Here is a 15609-nt window from a genome sequence, read left to right as displayed (position 1 = left end):
CTATTCTTCGCCTCCTAAAAGCGCTTCTCTTAACGTAAATTGATTCGTGTAAAGGGCTTTACCGACAATTGCACCGCTCACACCACGATCTTTACGCTCACGAAGCTCTGTTAAATCAGCTAATGAGCTAACACCACCTGAGGCAATCACTTGCTTACCTGTTGCTTCTGCTAAGTTTGTAATTGCTTCTGTATTCGGACCGGATAGCATTCCATCTCTTGAAATATCTGTGAAAATAAATACCTCAGCACCAAAACGAGCAAGCTCTTGCGCCAACGTTTCCGCTTTTACAGAAGATGTTTCAAGCCAGCCTTCTGTTGCGACATAACCATCACGAGCATCTAGACCAATCGCAATTCGCTCTCCACCATATGTAGCAAGCATTTCTTTCGTAAATTCAGGATTGTTTACTGCCACACTACCAAGAATAACTCGGTCAACCCCTTGATCGAGGTAGAATGCGACGTCTTCCGCTGTACGAATTCCACCACCAACTTGAACCTTTGCATCAAGCTCTTTCGCCACACGGAGGACATGCTCATGATTGACTCGCTTTTTCGCCTTCGCACCGTCTAAATCAACCATATGAATCCACTTTGCGCCAGCTTCGGCAAATTCCTTGGCCATATCAAACGGTGAATCCCCGTAAACCGTCTCTTGATCATAATCACCTTGAACGAGACGAACACATTTCCCGTCTCTCATATCAATCGCTGGGTAAATAACAAAATTACTCATGCACTTTTCCTCCTTGTGCGACTAGTTCACCGAAATTACGAAGAATCGCCATTCCGACATGACTACTTTTTTCTGGGTGGAATTGCGTACCAAGAACATTGTCACGCCCAACAACTGCAGGAACCGTGCCATCATAGTCGCTTGTCGCAATTAACACGTCATCATCACTTTGCTTCACGACATGCGAGTGAACAAAATAAACATGACCTTCTTCTACATCTTTTAGTAAGCTGTGCTTTGGCTTTTGGAACGTTAAATTATTCCAACCCATATGCGGAACTTTATACGTGGAGCCATCCTCAAACTGTCCACGGAAACGCTCCACACGACCTGGAAGTAGCTTCAGTCCTTCTGTGTGCCCGTGTTCATCACTTTCTTCAAATAACAGCTGCATACCAAGGCAAATACCGAGAAGCGGCTTACCTTGTGCAGCCCATTCCTGCAAAAAGTCAGTCAATCCCATTTTATTTAATGTAACCATTGCATCAGGGAACGCCCCTACGCCTGGAAGCAAGAGGCCATCCGTTTTCTTTAATTCGTTGATATCGTCTGTTAAAATGTAGTCAAGCTCCAAGCGTTCTAGCGCTTTACTAACACTGTGCAAATTCCCCATTCCATAATCAACAATGCCGATCATTTACAACAATCCCTTCGTAGACGGGACGCCCTTCACCCGATCATCAATACTCGTTGCTTCATCTAACGCACGCGCCAATGCCTTGAATACAGCTTCAATCATATGGTGCGTGTTATGTCCGTAGTGAACGATAATGTGTAGGTTCATACGAGCTTCAAGAGCGAGCTTCCACATAAATTCATGAACAAGCTCCGTATCAAATGTCCCTACTTTTTCTTTCGGGAACTCAGCACGGAATTCTAAATGTGGACGGTTGCTTAGGTCAACAACGACTTGTGCGAGCGTATCATCCATTGGAACGAATGCATTTCCGTAACGACGAATACCCTTTTTATCGCCAAGAGCTTCCTTAATCGCTTGTCCAAGAACAATTCCAATATCCTCTGTCGTATGGTGATCATCCACTTCCGTATCGCCATTTGCATCGACCGTTAAGTTATAGTGACCATGCTTTGTAAAAAGGTCAAGCATATGAGTCAGAAAAGGAACGCCTGTTTCAAGCTCAGACTTTCCTTCTCCGTCGATTGTAAAATCAAGTTTAATCTGTGTTTCACCTGTATTACGTTCAATTTTTGCGCGACGCTCTGTCATTGTTTTCCCTCCAACCTAATATCAATCGCTCGTGCATGGGCTTCTAAGCCTTCTAGGCGAGCAAGTGCTGAAATTTGTGCTCCATTTGCTTGTAGTGCTGCTTTGCTATAAGCAATGATGCTTGATTTTTTCGTGAAATCATCGACGTTTAATGGACTTGAAAAACGCGCTGTTCCGTTCGTTGGCAACACGTGATTTGGTCCTGCAAAATAATCACCAACAGGTTCTGAGCTATACGGTCCTACAAAAATGGCCCCAGCATGACGAATTTTTCCGATTAAATTCATTGGCTCTTCTGTTAATATTTCAAGGTGCTCTGGCGCAAGCTCATTAACAACTTCAATAGCTTCCACTAAATCACGCGCCACATAAATAACACCATAATCACGAATCGATGCTTGGGCAATTGCTTTTTTCGGCAAAGTCTCAAGCTGCTTTTCGACTTCTGCAGCAACCTCTTCTGCTAGCTTCGTTGATGTTGTCACAAGTACGGCAGATGCTCGTTCATCATGCTCTGCTTGCGACAAAAGATCAGCTGCAATGAAGCTTGCGTTCGCATATTCATCTGCTAATACAACAATTTCACTTGGTCCTGCAATCATATCAATATCCACTTTTCCAAAGACAGCACGCTTTGCTAAAGCCACATAGATGTTTCCTGGTCCAGTAATTTTATCGACAGACGGTACACTCTCTGTTCCATAAGCAAGAGCCGCAATCGCTTGTGCACCACCAATTTTATAAATTTCTTCGACGCCAAGCTCGCTCGCTGTGACAAGTACACCAGCAGGAAGCGTTCCGTCAGCTTGCGGAGGAGAAACCATTACAATTCGTTTTACTCCAGCAACTTGGGCTGGAATGACATTCATCATAATCGATGACGGATAAGCGGCTTTCCCGCCTGGTACATAGACACCAACAGAATCAAGCGGCGTTACTTTTTGGCCAAGAATCGTGCCATCTTCCTTCGTCGTCATCCAAGACTGTCTTTTTTGACGTTGATGGAAATCCTTAATATTTTCAATCGCTTGGCGAATCGCTATAATGATATCTTGATCAACATGTGCATAGGCAGCTTCCATTTCCTCTTTTGACACTCTCAGTTCCTTCAAGTCAGCACCGTCGAGCGTTTTTGTTAATGTAAAGAGGGCGTGATCACCCTGCTCGACCACTTGGGTAATAATATTATCGACTGCATCACGCTGCATTTCCGTTCCTGTATCAATGTCGCGCCTAATGCTGACATTTGCATCAATGCTTACGATTTTCATTATTCTTCCCCCTCAATCAAACGAGACAGGCGCTCCACCATTTCATCAATACGTTCATCTTGCATCCGGTAACTAACTGGATTCACAATGAGGCGAGATGTGATCGGTACAATCGTCTCAAGCTCAACTAAACCATTTTCCTTTAACGTTTGCCCTGTTGAAACGATATCCACAATGCGATCAGCAAGGCCGATAAGTGGTGCTAATTCGATCGAACCGTTCAATTTAATAATTTCAACCTGTTCGCCTTGCTCTTTAAAATATTGTGTTGCTAAATTCGGATATTTTGAGGCAACTTTTGGATTAATATCTTTCTTTTCATAACCTGGGAGACCCGCAACGGCCAAGTAGCATGCACTAATACGAAGATCGAGCACTTCATACACGTCACGTTCCTCTTCAATCATCACGTCTTTGCCTGCCACACCAACATCCGCCACACCGTGCTCGACATACGTCGGAACATCCATTGGCTTCGCAAGAATAAAACGCATCTTTTCTTCTGGAACATCGACAATAAGCTTGCGCGAATCATCGAATTCAGCTGGGAGATTGTAGCCTGCCCTGCGCAGCAATTCAACTGCTTCTTCGAAAATACGCCCCTTCGGCATCGCAACCGTTAACCAATCTGACATCTTACGCCTCTCCTTTCTTTACTTTACCAATGTAATACAACACATCTGAAAATTGCTCTGACATACTATCAACATCCGCTACGCCCGCAATATCTTGAAGAACAACCGCAAGACCAGCTTCACGCAAGCTAGCTGCTTGTTGGAACGCCTCCGCGCGACGCTCTTTACTAAAAATAATACAAGTTTGCTTGCGCTTTTCAGCTGTCTCCCCAAGCGCTTCTAATAATAGATCAAGACGAACACCAAAACCTGTCGCTTGACCAGGTCGCTTAAATTTATCGAGTAGTTCATCATAACGACCACCACTACATAACGGCACACCAAGATTATTTCCGTATCCCTCAAACACCGCACCCGTGTAATAGCTCATGTGAAGAACGAGGTTAAGATCAAGCTTCACGTAATCTTCAATTCCGTAGCTCTCAAGCACACTCCATAGCTCTTCTAACTCAGCTAAAGCTGCTGTTCCTTGCTCTGTTTGCACAAGCTCAGCCGCTGCCACAAGCGTATCCTTACCACCACGAAGCTTCAATAAGCCAAGCAGTCTGCGTTGATCAATGGATGATAGCGGCAAGTTTTTGACATGTTCACGGAAGCCAACATAATTCTTTTCATATAAGAAGCGTCTTAGCGCATCTGCTCGTTCTGCATTTCCGACAATATCAAGTAACAGTGCATTCACATAGCCAATATGTCCAATCGCCACTTTAAAATCAGACAATCCAGCACGCTTTAATGCCGCAACCATTAAAGCAATCACTTCTCCGTCCGCACTCACTGTTCCGTCACCAATCAATTCAACACCAATTTGTTCAAACTCAGCTGGCTTTCCACCTTCATGCTGCTGAGCACGGTAAACATTCGATTGATAAGATAGTCTTAACGGATACGATTCACCTTTCAAACTTGATGCCACAAGTCTTGCAATCGGTGCTGTCATATCTGGACGTAGCACAAGCGTATTCCCTTGCTGATCAAGCAATTTAAACAATTGTTGATCCAAAATAGCTGACGCCACCCCTACTGTCTCATAATATTCAAGCGTCGGTGTTTCAATCATTTGATAACCCCATCCGCTCATTTCAGCTTCCAATTGCTCTCGAACCTGCTTTTTCATCTCATACATCGCAGGTAATGTATCCCGCATTCCAAGCGGCTTCTCAAACATAAACGGCTTTGACATAAACAAACCCTCCATTTATTTCTTACTCATCTATTATTCATTCTTCCCTTACTCGCATCTATATTTATTTCATTCGCTTTAGTTCGCTAATATACTACCAAGATAAAGTATAGACTTAGTTTACCTTGCTTAAGTAAGAGCGTCAACCAAAAGATGCTCATGATGCTTTGTTGATAAAAGCTTTATATAAAATAAAAAAGGGACTCTCAATCAACAAGAGAGCCACCACCATATTTCTTAATTTATTATAAATTGCCCCACTTGCAGGACGGTCATACCAATTCCAATAATCAACCTCGCCCGCATTTTCTTCGTAGAAAATGGTTACTAATCTTACAGTATAATCATCGTAACAGGTTTAATTGCGGATAAAAACACATTAAATCATATAATTTTTAGCACATCTGAATGTTTAGTGTACAAAATGAACTAGTATACATTCATGACATCTGTTTTTATTTCAACCCAAACTGTGTTACACTAATAAGATACATGAAAGGGTGATGGGAATTGAAAAAAGGCTATGCTGCCCAACTGTTTACAATTGTCAAAAATTCTAAACGAGCTGTCTCATATGAACAGGCTGCAAAGACATTGAAAGCTGCAAACCCTAATCTAGAAGATACGGAAAAAAACACAGTCGGGATTAAGAACATTTTAGATCGCTTCGTCGTAAATGGTAAGATGAAAAAAACACAAACAGGAAATTACAAGATAGCCAAGATCTCTCGTGTCCCTGTGAATTAATGGCTTCCTGTCAATTGTGGCGGAGGGCCTATACTCCCGATTTTCTCTTTTAAAAAACCAAGCTGACTAGCTTGGTTTTTTTACCTTTTTGTTGCCATTGTCAGAGATTTTCAAAGTCATTTCCCCGATATAATGACCACAACATTCCGTATACAGCCTTAAAAAAGACCGTGATTACACAAAATCACGGTTCTTTTTAGAAGCATATATGATTTGAAATACTTTTTATCTACGCTAATGACTTTTCTCTAAGGAGAATATCTTGAAGCACTTCTTCTAAGTATTTTCCAAATACTTCATGATTCTCACTCATTGGGAAATGACCGATGTCTTTCATCTCGATAAAATTAGCTCCAGGGATTTGGTCAGCAGTGCGTTTCGAGTCTTCTGGTGTAGAAAGATAGTCGTATTCTCCAGTCAGCAAATACACAGGGCATTTATTTGTATCGATTTGATGAAGCTTGCCACGTAAATCATGATCAACACTGTAAAAATAAAGGTCACCTTTAAATACACCTGGAGCTCCTTGGCTATAGTACCACCATGTTAAACGACGATCTCTTTCAGGACTTTGGGGTGCCATTAACCCCCAAACTCCTGATGCACAAACTTCCCCACCATGAGTATGTGGATGATGCCATAATTCTTGGTAAAAACCAGGGGTATGATCCGCCGCTTCAACAGGAATCGTAGCTCGGAAATAATCAGGATACTCAAGTGCTAATTGTAGTGCAGCATTACCACCAAATGAGCTGCCCATGAAAATTGGATTTTCCAACTCAAGTGCTTCACAGAAATTACGAACAAATTGAATATAAAATTCTGTTCTGAGCTTATATTCGTCTTTCCACCACTCAACATCATGAGGAGGATCAGATTTACCATGTCTTGGTAAATCGTAAGCGATGACTCTAAACTCTTTCGTAATGTTTGCATCTTCAAGCAAGCCGCGCCATTGTCTACTATCGCATCCAGCGGTATGCTGACATACTAGCGGAATACCCTGTCCGTTTTCTTCGAAGTACACCTTGTATTCAATATTATCAACGTTCACATACACATATCGACCTGTAACAGGAGAGATTTTTCCCATGGCTTTACGCTCCTTTAACTAATGTATTGTTTACTTCTCTAGTAACATCGAGAAAACGGGTTATATACCTTAAATTGGCCATTAATACTTGAATGTCGCCTTCAATGTGCATATTTCCTTGGAAAAAGGCTGCGAACAACTCATGATACATTGGAGGTGGTGTTGGTTGAGTAAATTTAGTCCACGCATCCAAAGTCCCTCTAATAGCAAAACTATATCCATCTAGTGGTCCTTTTTCAGAGAAATTCGTTAGTTTCCCTTGCTGCAACTCGACTACATACTCCTTTGAACCAATTTGTAAAAGAAAATCAATTGAACAATACTTCCCAATGACATTCAGTTCTTGATCTGCATTAACAGTCTCCTGAAACTGCTCCATCCATTCTTTTGATCCTACTTGCATGTTTAAACCTCCTCTTAATCACTTTAGTATGAAAGGCCTTACACTTTGTTATAATGCAAGACTCATGCCAATTTAGAGAAAGGTTTAAATACTAGTAAAACTAAGGTTTCTATCAGCAGTTAAATGATTGAACTTGTCCAATTGTTCGGTCAGCGTTCGAACAATTGGACAGTCATATAACCCTTATTCAATTTTATATTTTTGTAGTTTTCGATACAACGCACTTCTCGATATTCCGATCTCCCTCGCAGCTTGAGCGCGATTTCCATTGGATTTGCGAAGAATATAGGAGAGATACTCCTGTTCATCCAACTTTTCATTTGAGGGATAAAGATTAATATATTCCTGCACATCATTCTCAGTAAAATGATCTTCATCATGAAGATATACAATTCTTTCAATGACATTTCTCAATTCTCTCAAATTACCAGACCAAGAATATTGCTGTAATAGATGAATGGCTTCTGGAGTGAACTCAATCATTTTTCTTTCTGCTTTTTTACAACTTGTCGCTATTATTGAAGTGAAAATAGTTTCAAAGTCTTCCATTCTATCTCGTAGCGCAGGTATTTTTACATGAAACACATTTAACCGATAATAAAGATCCTCTCGAAATTCCCCTTTTTCAACAAGCTCTTTCAAATTTTTATTAGTCGCCGCTAAAAACCGCACATCAACTGGAATAGCAGTAGTACCCCCAACTCTGACCACATGCTTTTCCTCTAAAGTCCGAAGTAGAGTTGCCTGTAAATCGAGTGGTAGATCAGCGATTTCATCTAAAAATATCGTCCCGTGGTTTGATGCTTCTATTTTCCCTTGACTACCTTTAGGTTTAGCACCAGTAAATGCACCACCTTCATAGCCAAATAACTCGGATGTGATAAGATCTCGAGAAATAGCAGCACAATTAATCGCTGTATAAGGATTGTTCCTTCTATTACTTTGCTTGTGAATAAAGCGAGCCATAAAATCTTTTCCGACTCCGCTTTCTCCTTGAATCAATATGCAAGCATCACTTTTGGCTGCTTTTATCGCTGTTTTGATCGTTTTTTGGAAAGCTAGATTTTTGCTATCAAATACAGGCTCATCTTGATTATTAACAATTTTGGATACGGTTACAATATTTTGTGGTTTAATAAAAATAACTGTTGCTAACTCTTCATCCATGTTCCTAACTTCTTCTCGATTAAGTAAATACCGCTTCCCTTCTACTTCAATTTCCATAGGTTCTTTTTTGATAAAATTCACTAGAGATTCGTTACCTGCTTCCAGCTTTAATATTTTAAAGAAGTCATTCGCATACTCGTTTTTATATAACTCTATCCCCTGTTTATTGAATGTAATAATACCTGTGTTCTTAGTGAACTTGTGAGTATATTCAGATAGGAGATGTGATAAAACTTGTTCCTTACTTTTCATAAGATTAAATTTGTATCTTTCGCTAACAGCATGAGCGCCAGCAACGGCGAGTGTAGATAACTCTCGCAGATCATTTCCTGGACCCATTCGGCAAACATCAAATGCACCGACAAACTTTCCATCCACAAAAATTGGGCAAGCTGAACAATCCCAAGTACGTAAAGCTAGGCAAAAATGTTCATTTCCTGAGGTCGCCATAGCCGTTTTTGTTTGAATCGCAATCGATAATCCAGTTGATCCTACATTTTCTTCCTTCCATCTTGCACCAATGGAAATACCACTTCGATCAGCAATTGTTTGCGACTTACGATCAGCCACCATTTCAACCAAATAGCCCTCCGCATCTGCAAGTAAAAGGAGATAGCCTCCACCTTTTAATCGTTTATATAAATCTTGCATAACGGGTAAGGCAGCATGAATAAGTTCAGAATTTTGCTGACGTCTTTGTACAAAATCAAGTTGTGAAACACGCGAAAAAACTTCTTCTCTATCATGAGATACACCTAGCTGCTTACATCTCTTCCATGAATCTAGAACGTTCTTTCTTATATCTATATCCGTTCTACCCTCAAGAACAAATTGCTTCCACTTCTTATCAGCTATTATACTCATACTCATTCTCCTCCTAAAAAGGATTATTAAAGCAATGGACGAAACATTCATTTCGAGATGATGACTTCTTACTCTTTTTCGAGGAAAACATCAATAATCCTTTTAAAATCAAGAAAATTCAACAAATAATCCCCCACCTGCTTCATAGGTGAGGGATATAAAAAAACAAATCTTCATTTAATTAACATAAAACCATTTATCTACCAGGTAATTTCACCGCAAGTATATCAACATTTTCAATCGTCGGTGGTTGCGAGAAAAGGTCAGGTGCGTTGTTCATCAATTCCTCTGCGACAAGTCCTGCTAAATGGGCTTGTCTACCTTCATCATCTGGAAAAGCATCAAATATACCATATGTTGTCGGTCCAAGACGAAGCGCAAACCATGCGACCGTTTCTTCCTCCGCCTGAACAACTGGCAAGCTTCCACGGAGAAAGCTTTCTATTTCCCCTTCTTTCCCAGGCTTTGCTTCTAGTCGAACATATAATCCTACATTAACCATTGTTCTTCCTCCTCTAATGTGAGTATGACCAATTCATTATTGAGCGTGAAATAACTAGAAAAGATCAGAGCATATTGCTTTTATACCCACAATTTTGCGAAGGCAAACCTTAATTTTCCCTTTATTAAAAGCTAGATAAAAGCTGTTCACACTAGCATTTATCTAGCTTTTTTTACTTGGATTCTTTTAAATGAGCGGATAATTCTGCACATAACGTGGGTTACAGTAGTATGGTGGTCTTGGTCCTATATCAGGCATCGACCAAGTAAAAGGATTCGAATTATACAACATCTGCACCGTTTCTTCTGAATGGTTTTTTAATAATAATCTCACCTCTGGACTGTACTGATAGTATTGCAACATGATAACCTCCTTTCAGTTTTCCTCCCCTTTACCTTATTCAGCACAATTTATTATGAGCCCGTACTCCTTTTTCTTTTTAACAGCATTTACCCTCAATCCCTACGCCCCTTCTACAAACTCCTTAAAACAGGCACGACAATCACCTAAATAACATACAGTAATTCGAAATTTGTTTTTATAGGAGGCCTTAAAATGGAACATTATTATCAATCGCATCCCATGCATCAAAATCAACAAATGCAGTCAATGAATCAAATGAATCAACCCCATCATACTCACCAGCACCACCCTTACCCCATGCACCCAAACTACGGGACAATCACTCGTTACAAGGATATCCCGATCTCTGTTCCTGAGCAAAGGCAGCTTCGTCATCCTGGTATCGAAGGAGCAATGGTGCCACGACCCATTATTGAAAATCCTAATTATAGAGGGAGCGGCAAATTAAACGGAAAGGTTGCACTCATTACAGGTGGAGATAGCGGGATTGGCGCAGCGACTGCGATCGCATTTGCGAAAGAAGGTGCGGATGTTGCGATTGCATATTTAGATGAGCATGAGGATGCACAAAGAACCAAAAGAAGAATCGAAGAACTCGGTCAACGTTGTCTTTTAATGCCTGGTGACTTACGTGATAAACAACAATGTATCAATATCGTTGAACAAACGATTCAAACATTCGGCTGCTTGGACATTCTCTGTAATCATGTGGGTATCCAATTCCAGCAATTAAGCTTACTTGATATTACGGATGAGCAGTTTGATGACACCTTTAAGGTCAATATCTACTCCCATTTTTACACAACAAGAGCCGCACTTCCTTATTTAAAGCCAGGTAGCTCGATTATAAATACTTCCTCTGTTGTTACTTATATTGGGGAAAAACAAATGATTGATTATACAGCGACAAAAGGAGCGAACATCGGCTTTACGCGCGCTTTAGCCAATAACCTCGTCAAACAAGGGATTAGGGTTAATGCTGTGGCCCCAGGTCGGATTTGGACTCCACTCATTCCATCAAGCTTTTCAGCTGACCAAGTGGCTGTATACGGGGCCTTTAATCCGATGGAACGAGTCGCGCAACCATTTGAGCTTGCGCCAACATATGTGTACCTTGCTTCTGATGATTCACGTTTTGTCACAGGGCAAACCCTTCACGTCAACGGCGGAGAATGGACATCATCTTAACTTTTTAAAATTAAAAGCGTAGGATAAAGCCGATTTCCTCTTAGTTATAGAGGGAAATCGGTTTTGGTTTGCATGTCATTTTATCGTAGCACCAATAAATATATGTTTATCCTTCTTCATTTTGAGGTATACGTTCTTGGTGCATGGATATTACAACTATGAAAAGGAGCAATGAAGTCATGAAAACATTCTTTCAAATAAGTTTTGCGTTTCTAACGTTTACGATTCTGCTATTTGCGTCACCAAAAGAAGGACAAGCCTATCCTCTTCTAAGGGAAGGTGATCAAAATGCTGAAGTAACTGAATTACAAGAGAAGCTAATTCAACTAGATTATTTAGATGAAGATACAACAGGAGTGTATGGACCATTAACGAAACAGGCAGTAATCGACTTTCAACATGATTTCGGATTAGCAGCTGATGGTCTAGCAGGAATCGCTACCCTCACTACATTAGAAGATGTACATACAATCGCAAAAGTTGTGTACGGGGAAGCACGAGGAGAATCATTTGAAGGACAAGTTGCTGTTGCGGCAGTTGTTCTTAATCGTGTCAAATCTCCTGACTTTCCTTCTACTGTGTCAGAAGTTGTTTTTCAAAGAAATGCCTTCACAGCTGTTCACGATGGTCAGTACGATCTAGAACCTAATGCGAACGCATACCAAGCCGTTAAGGAAGCTTGGACAGGCACTGATCCTACTGAAGGAGCGCATTATTATTTCAATCCTGACATTGCCACATCAACATGGATTCAAACGAGAACGGTGGAACGTCAAATTGGAAACCATGTTTTTGCTAACTAATCTTTGAAACTAGTAAGCATTCATTTTAAAAGAAGCTTGGGCATGTTTCCCAAGCTTCTTTTAAGCACATAAATAGAAGTTCTTCATTAGCGATTACATAAATAGGACTCAGGGAAAACATTTTGTATCGATCTTTTCCTTTCGCTTCACGTACTAAATCAAGGTACGTAGAGTCGTCCAAATGAGTTCAACTAAAAAAGCCTGTCGACATTCTCGTAGAACGAGACTTTGCCGACAAGCTAATCATATAACCTTATTGTTTTTCTGGTTCAGGATAGTCAATTCCTTTTGTATCAACTGTAACTGTTTTTATTCGTTGATCTTCAAGTGGTTTATCTGCAGCATCTCGCTCAACAGCAGCGATTGCATCAACTGTTTCCATTCCTTCAACCACTCGTCCAAAAGCCGCGTATTCATCATCAAGATCAGGTATATCCTCTACCATGATAAAGAATTGTGAGCCAGCTGAATTCGGATCCATCGTGCGGGCCATCGAAAGAACGCCACGTTCATGCTTTAACTCATTTTCAAATCCGTTTGAACTAAATTCACCAGCAATGGCATAGTCAGGTCCACCTAAGCCACTTCCTTCAGGATCTCCACCCTGAATCATGAACCCAGGAATCACACGATGAAAAATTAACCCATCATAAAAGCCTTCCTCGACTAATGACACAAAGTTTGCAACGGTATTCGGTGCAACGTCAGGATATAATTCAAGCACAATGGCTTCATCATTTTCCATAGTAATCGTGACAATTGGGTTCTCTTCATTTGTCACTTCTCCAGCTTGTTCGTTCGTTTGCTCTTCTGTTGACTCACCTGTTTCCTCTACAGGCTGCTCACCTGCTTGTCCATCATCAGACTGTGCTCCGCAGCCTGCTATGATGAATAACGTAGCAGCCAAAATGGCAAGAAATAATGTATTTTTTGATAAGATGCTTCTCATACTAATCCTCCAATATCCAACAATGATAGATGTCTGCCATTTAGTATATCATAGCACGCATCGTCGATGTAAGAGCGAGCAAATATCAGCTCTCTACCATTAATGCGTCCCCTATGTATAGACACAGCCCATCTTCTTCTCTAAGATGGACCGTATCTTTAAAATCAAATCTTCAGTTAAATCTTAGTAGCCGCCGTACATACCGTCTCTGCAGCACCAGCTAGCTCCTACAATAATGAGCAAGATGAATAAAACAACAAGTAACGCAAATCCTCTACCATGATCCATAATTACCCCTCCTAATTTAATTTGTGAAGCTTTCCTTCACTACTACAAGTTATGCGACATGATCATTTATAGATTGGACAAAGCTCCTACTACAATCGCTGAATTTTACCCTTCATTTTCATTTTATTCTCTGGGGGAAAGTTAATTAGTTGGTTAGGGGCTAGTTGGACAGGAAAAGAATACTTTTTCATCCTAGGTTGAGAGCAGAAGCTCATGAAAGTTATCTGTGCTAATGCTAAATAGATTCTTGTACCTAATGAAATCGCTTGTTTTCTTCTTTATTCCGCTATTAACTGACTCACTTATGTAATTTTTACATAAAATGTACTAGTCCTGACAATAGGAGAGTGCTTATTAATTAGAAGTTGTATCTAGCGATAAAGTCTATTCTGATCATCCTTTTAAGTTAATGGCTGAATCGTTAAAAAAAGATAACGATATTAATAGGGTTTTTATCTCCCATTGCAGATGACATCAAAGAAGTCATACCTTAATAGAAAGGAGGAACTTATAATGGGATACTACTGCGGTAGAGATTATGGATACGGGGCACCTGTTGCTGGTTATCAATATGCTCCTGTAGCTGGAGCTGGATACGACCGTAAATGTAGCAACTTCGCTTTAATTGTCGTCTTGTTCATTTTGTTAATCATCGTTGGAGCAGCGATGATGGGTGACAAATGCTAAAATATCTTAAGCCGAGCGTGATTATCACGCTCGGCTTTTTCATTTATTTGTTATACTCCTAACATTTTCTTGACCCTTAAGACATCTTATTCTCATTTAAACAAACGTTTATTTAAGACAAAAAAGAAGAAATTCCAAATATGAAACTCTTCCTTCTTTTGCTAAAAGTAACTAGTAACATAGTTTTATGACAAACTTTGTTACATTCTGTAATAAAAAACTATCATTTTGTTAAATGACTGTAACATTAAAAATAGGACATATATGTTACAGTATTCCCTGCAGGCAAGAAATTAAACCTAAATTTTGATTTTTTAGAAGGAGTGCATTATGTTTAAAAAATATATATTTTTACTACTTACAGCTTTGGTTACATATTCAGCTATTGGAACAGAGACGATATATGCGCAATCAACTGCGAATCAAATTATCTCAGCAGGAAAAGAACAAATAGGAACACCTTATCGCTGGGGTGGTACAACTACGTCAGGCTTTGATTGTTCAGGTTTTACTGGCTATGCATTTGCTCAAGCAGGTATTTCACTTCCAAGAACAGCAGCAGAGCAATATAGGGTAGGAACTTCAGTTTCACGAAATGACCTGCAGCCTGGTGATTTAGTCTTTTTTAGAACATATAATAGTGGTCCATCGCATAACGGTATTTACATTGGTAATAATCAGTTTATTCATTCTTCCTCATCACAGGGAATAACGATTTCAAGTCTAGGTAATTCATATTGGAACCCGCGTTACCTCGGAGCACGTCGTGTTATATCTGCTGCTCAATCACAACCAGATTCACAAGTGAAAGCAGCGTCTATGGCGTCACACCACAATAGTGTTACTGTAGAACTTAACGGAACGGCTCTTTCTTTTGATCAAAACCCTATCATCGTGAATGGAAGTACACTCGTTCCAATGAGAGCCATCTTCGAATCTCTTGGTGCAAACATTGAATGGGATGGAGCTAACAAACAAATTAACGGCGTTCGCAATGACCAATCTGTTTCTCTCATTATTGGTCAAACATCAGCACAGACTAATAATGGAAGTATTTCACTTAACGAACCTGCTCAAATCATCAACGGAAGAACGATCGTACCACTTCGCTTTATTAGCGAAGCACTTGGAGCAAATGTTGAATGGAATTCAAAAGAAAGTAAAGTCATAATCACCGATTAAATAGCAAACGGGGCTGTCCCATAAGGTCATTTTATGACCTTATGGGACAGCCCTCTTTTTTGTCATTTTAAATAAAAAAGTGCACAAAAAAATCGCCCTATCGTTTAAAATGAAGTCACCACAACAAACATTCAACAAGGAGCGATTTTTATGTGCAACCATCTGGCTACTTTTAAATATTATAACATGAACCAACTGATTCTTCCTATGGATTATTCAGATTTAATCCCAGAAAATCACGTTGCTCGTGTGGTAAACGACATGGTGAACAGTCTCGTTACACGAGACTACTTTTTTGTATTTATAGGCGCAGAATTT

The 15609-nt window shown here is 40.1% G+C and carries 18 protein-coding genes; 5 read left to right on the top strand and 13 right to left on the bottom strand.

From position 1 onward, the window contains the following. The 6 genes from hisA to IQ10_RS02075 are packed head-to-tail and all read right to left on the bottom strand — an operon-like array spanning position 1 to position 5055. Complete coding sequence (gene hisA / locus IQ10_RS02100) at positions 1–738, bottom strand: 1-(5-phosphoribosyl)-5-[(5-phosphoribosylamino)methylideneamino]imidazole-4-carboxamide isomerase (protein ID WP_144448822.1); 738 nt, start codon at positions 736–738, stop codon at positions 1–3. Beyond that, positions 731–1375: an imidazole glycerol phosphate synthase subunit HisH gene (gene hisH / locus IQ10_RS02095; RefSeq protein WP_144448821.1), complete on the bottom strand. Its 645-nt coding sequence runs from the start codon at positions 1373–1375 to the stop codon at positions 731–733. The genes hisA and hisH overlap by 8 nt, the downstream gene beginning before the upstream one ends. After that, positions 1376–1966 (bottom strand): imidazoleglycerol-phosphate dehydratase HisB, encoded by a 591-nt coding sequence (gene hisB, locus IQ10_RS02090; RefSeq protein WP_144448820.1) that lies wholly within the window; start codon positions 1964–1966, stop codon positions 1376–1378. Beyond that, the gene (gene hisD, locus IQ10_RS02085; protein WP_144448819.1) at positions 1963–3237 is read right to left on the bottom strand and encodes a histidinol dehydrogenase; all 1275 of its coding nucleotides are present in this window, start codon (positions 3235–3237) and stop codon (positions 1963–1965) included. The genes hisB and hisD overlap by 4 nt, the downstream gene beginning before the upstream one ends. Further along, positions 3237–3872 carry an ATP phosphoribosyltransferase gene (gene hisG / locus IQ10_RS02080; protein WP_144448818.1) on the bottom strand — a complete coding sequence of 212 codons (636 nt, stop codon included), beginning with the start codon at positions 3870–3872 and terminating at the stop codon, positions 3237–3239. Before hisG ends, hisD begins: the two co-directional genes overlap by 1 nt. Position 3873: 1 nt before the next feature. Continuing rightward, the gene (locus tag IQ10_RS02075; RefSeq protein WP_144448817.1) at positions 3874–5055 is read right to left on the bottom strand and encodes an ATP phosphoribosyltransferase regulatory subunit; all 1182 of its coding nucleotides are present in this window, start codon (positions 5053–5055) and stop codon (positions 3874–3876) included. 510 nt (positions 5056–5565) lie between these two features. Between IQ10_RS02075 and IQ10_RS02070 the strand changes: the two genes are divergently transcribed. Beyond that, positions 5566–5802, top strand: a complete 237-nt coding sequence (locus IQ10_RS02070) for a hypothetical protein (RefSeq protein WP_144448816.1) — start codon at positions 5566–5568, stop codon at positions 5800–5802. Between the two features lie 229 nt (positions 5803–6031). Here the strand turns inward: IQ10_RS02070 and IQ10_RS02065 are convergent, their stop codons facing one another. The 5 genes from IQ10_RS02065 to IQ10_RS17930 form a co-directional block, all read right to left on the bottom strand. Then, a complete protein-coding gene (locus IQ10_RS02065) occupies positions 6032–6895 on the bottom strand; it encodes an alpha/beta fold hydrolase (protein ID WP_144448815.1) in 864 nt (287 codons plus the stop codon). Positions 6896–6899: 4 nt separating this feature from the next. Beyond that, complete coding sequence (locus tag IQ10_RS02060) at positions 6900–7298, bottom strand: SCP2 sterol-binding domain-containing protein (protein ID WP_144448814.1); 399 nt, start codon at positions 7296–7298, stop codon at positions 6900–6902. A gap of 183 nt (positions 7299–7481) precedes the next feature. Beyond that, a complete protein-coding gene (locus IQ10_RS02055; protein ID WP_158639964.1) occupies positions 7482–9329 on the bottom strand; it encodes a sigma-54-dependent Fis family transcriptional regulator in 1848 nt (615 codons plus the stop codon). Between the two features lie 196 nt (positions 9330–9525). After that, complete coding sequence (locus IQ10_RS02050) at positions 9526–9831, bottom strand: putative quinol monooxygenase (protein WP_144448812.1); 306 nt, start codon at positions 9829–9831, stop codon at positions 9526–9528. A 186-nt stretch (positions 9832–10017) separates the two neighbouring features. Next, complete coding sequence (locus IQ10_RS17930; protein WP_158639963.1) at positions 10018–10194, bottom strand: hypothetical protein; 177 nt, start codon at positions 10192–10194, stop codon at positions 10018–10020. Between the two features lie 237 nt (positions 10195–10431). On the opposite strand from IQ10_RS17930, the gene IQ10_RS02045 reads away from it, so the two are divergent. Beyond that, positions 10432–11382, top strand: coding sequence for an SDR family oxidoreductase (locus tag IQ10_RS02045; RefSeq protein ID WP_242009684.1), 951 nt, complete (start codon positions 10432–10434; stop codon positions 11380–11382). Positions 11383–11561: 179 nt separating this feature from the next. Then, complete coding sequence (locus IQ10_RS02040; protein ID WP_144448810.1) at positions 11562–12185, top strand: cell wall hydrolase; 624 nt, start codon at positions 11562–11564, stop codon at positions 12183–12185. A gap of 253 nt (positions 12186–12438) precedes the next feature. Here the strand turns inward: IQ10_RS02040 and IQ10_RS02035 are convergent, their stop codons facing one another. Together IQ10_RS02035 and IQ10_RS02030 are read right to left on the bottom strand one after the other, a co-directional pair. Next, positions 12439–13134 carry a peptidylprolyl isomerase gene (locus IQ10_RS02035; RefSeq protein WP_144448809.1) on the bottom strand — a complete coding sequence of 232 codons (696 nt, stop codon included), beginning with the start codon at positions 13132–13134 and terminating at the stop codon, positions 12439–12441. 183 nt (positions 13135–13317) lie between these two features. After that, the gene (locus tag IQ10_RS02030; RefSeq protein ID WP_144448808.1) at positions 13318–13422 is read right to left on the bottom strand and encodes a YjcZ family sporulation protein; all 105 of its coding nucleotides are present in this window, start codon (positions 13420–13422) and stop codon (positions 13318–13320) included. Positions 13423–13935: 513 nt separating this feature from the next. Between IQ10_RS02030 and IQ10_RS02025 the strand changes: the two genes are divergently transcribed. Then, entirely contained in the window at positions 13936–14109 is a 174-nt protein-coding gene (locus IQ10_RS02025; protein WP_144448807.1) for a YjcZ family sporulation protein, read from the top strand. A gap of 330 nt (positions 14110–14439) precedes the next feature. Further along, entirely contained in the window at positions 14440–15291 is an 852-nt protein-coding gene (locus IQ10_RS02020; protein WP_144448806.1) for an NlpC/P60 family protein, read from the top strand. Positions 15292–15609: the final 318 nt, after the last annotated feature.

It is taken from the genome of Halalkalibacter nanhaiisediminis, from assembly GCF_007830185.1.
Lineage (GTDB): Bacteria > Bacillota > Bacilli > Bacillales > Bacillaceae_D > Halalkalibacter > Halalkalibacter nanhaiisediminis.
Note: the sequence above shows the minus strand (reverse complement) of the source record. Positions and strands in the feature narration are given on the sequence as shown.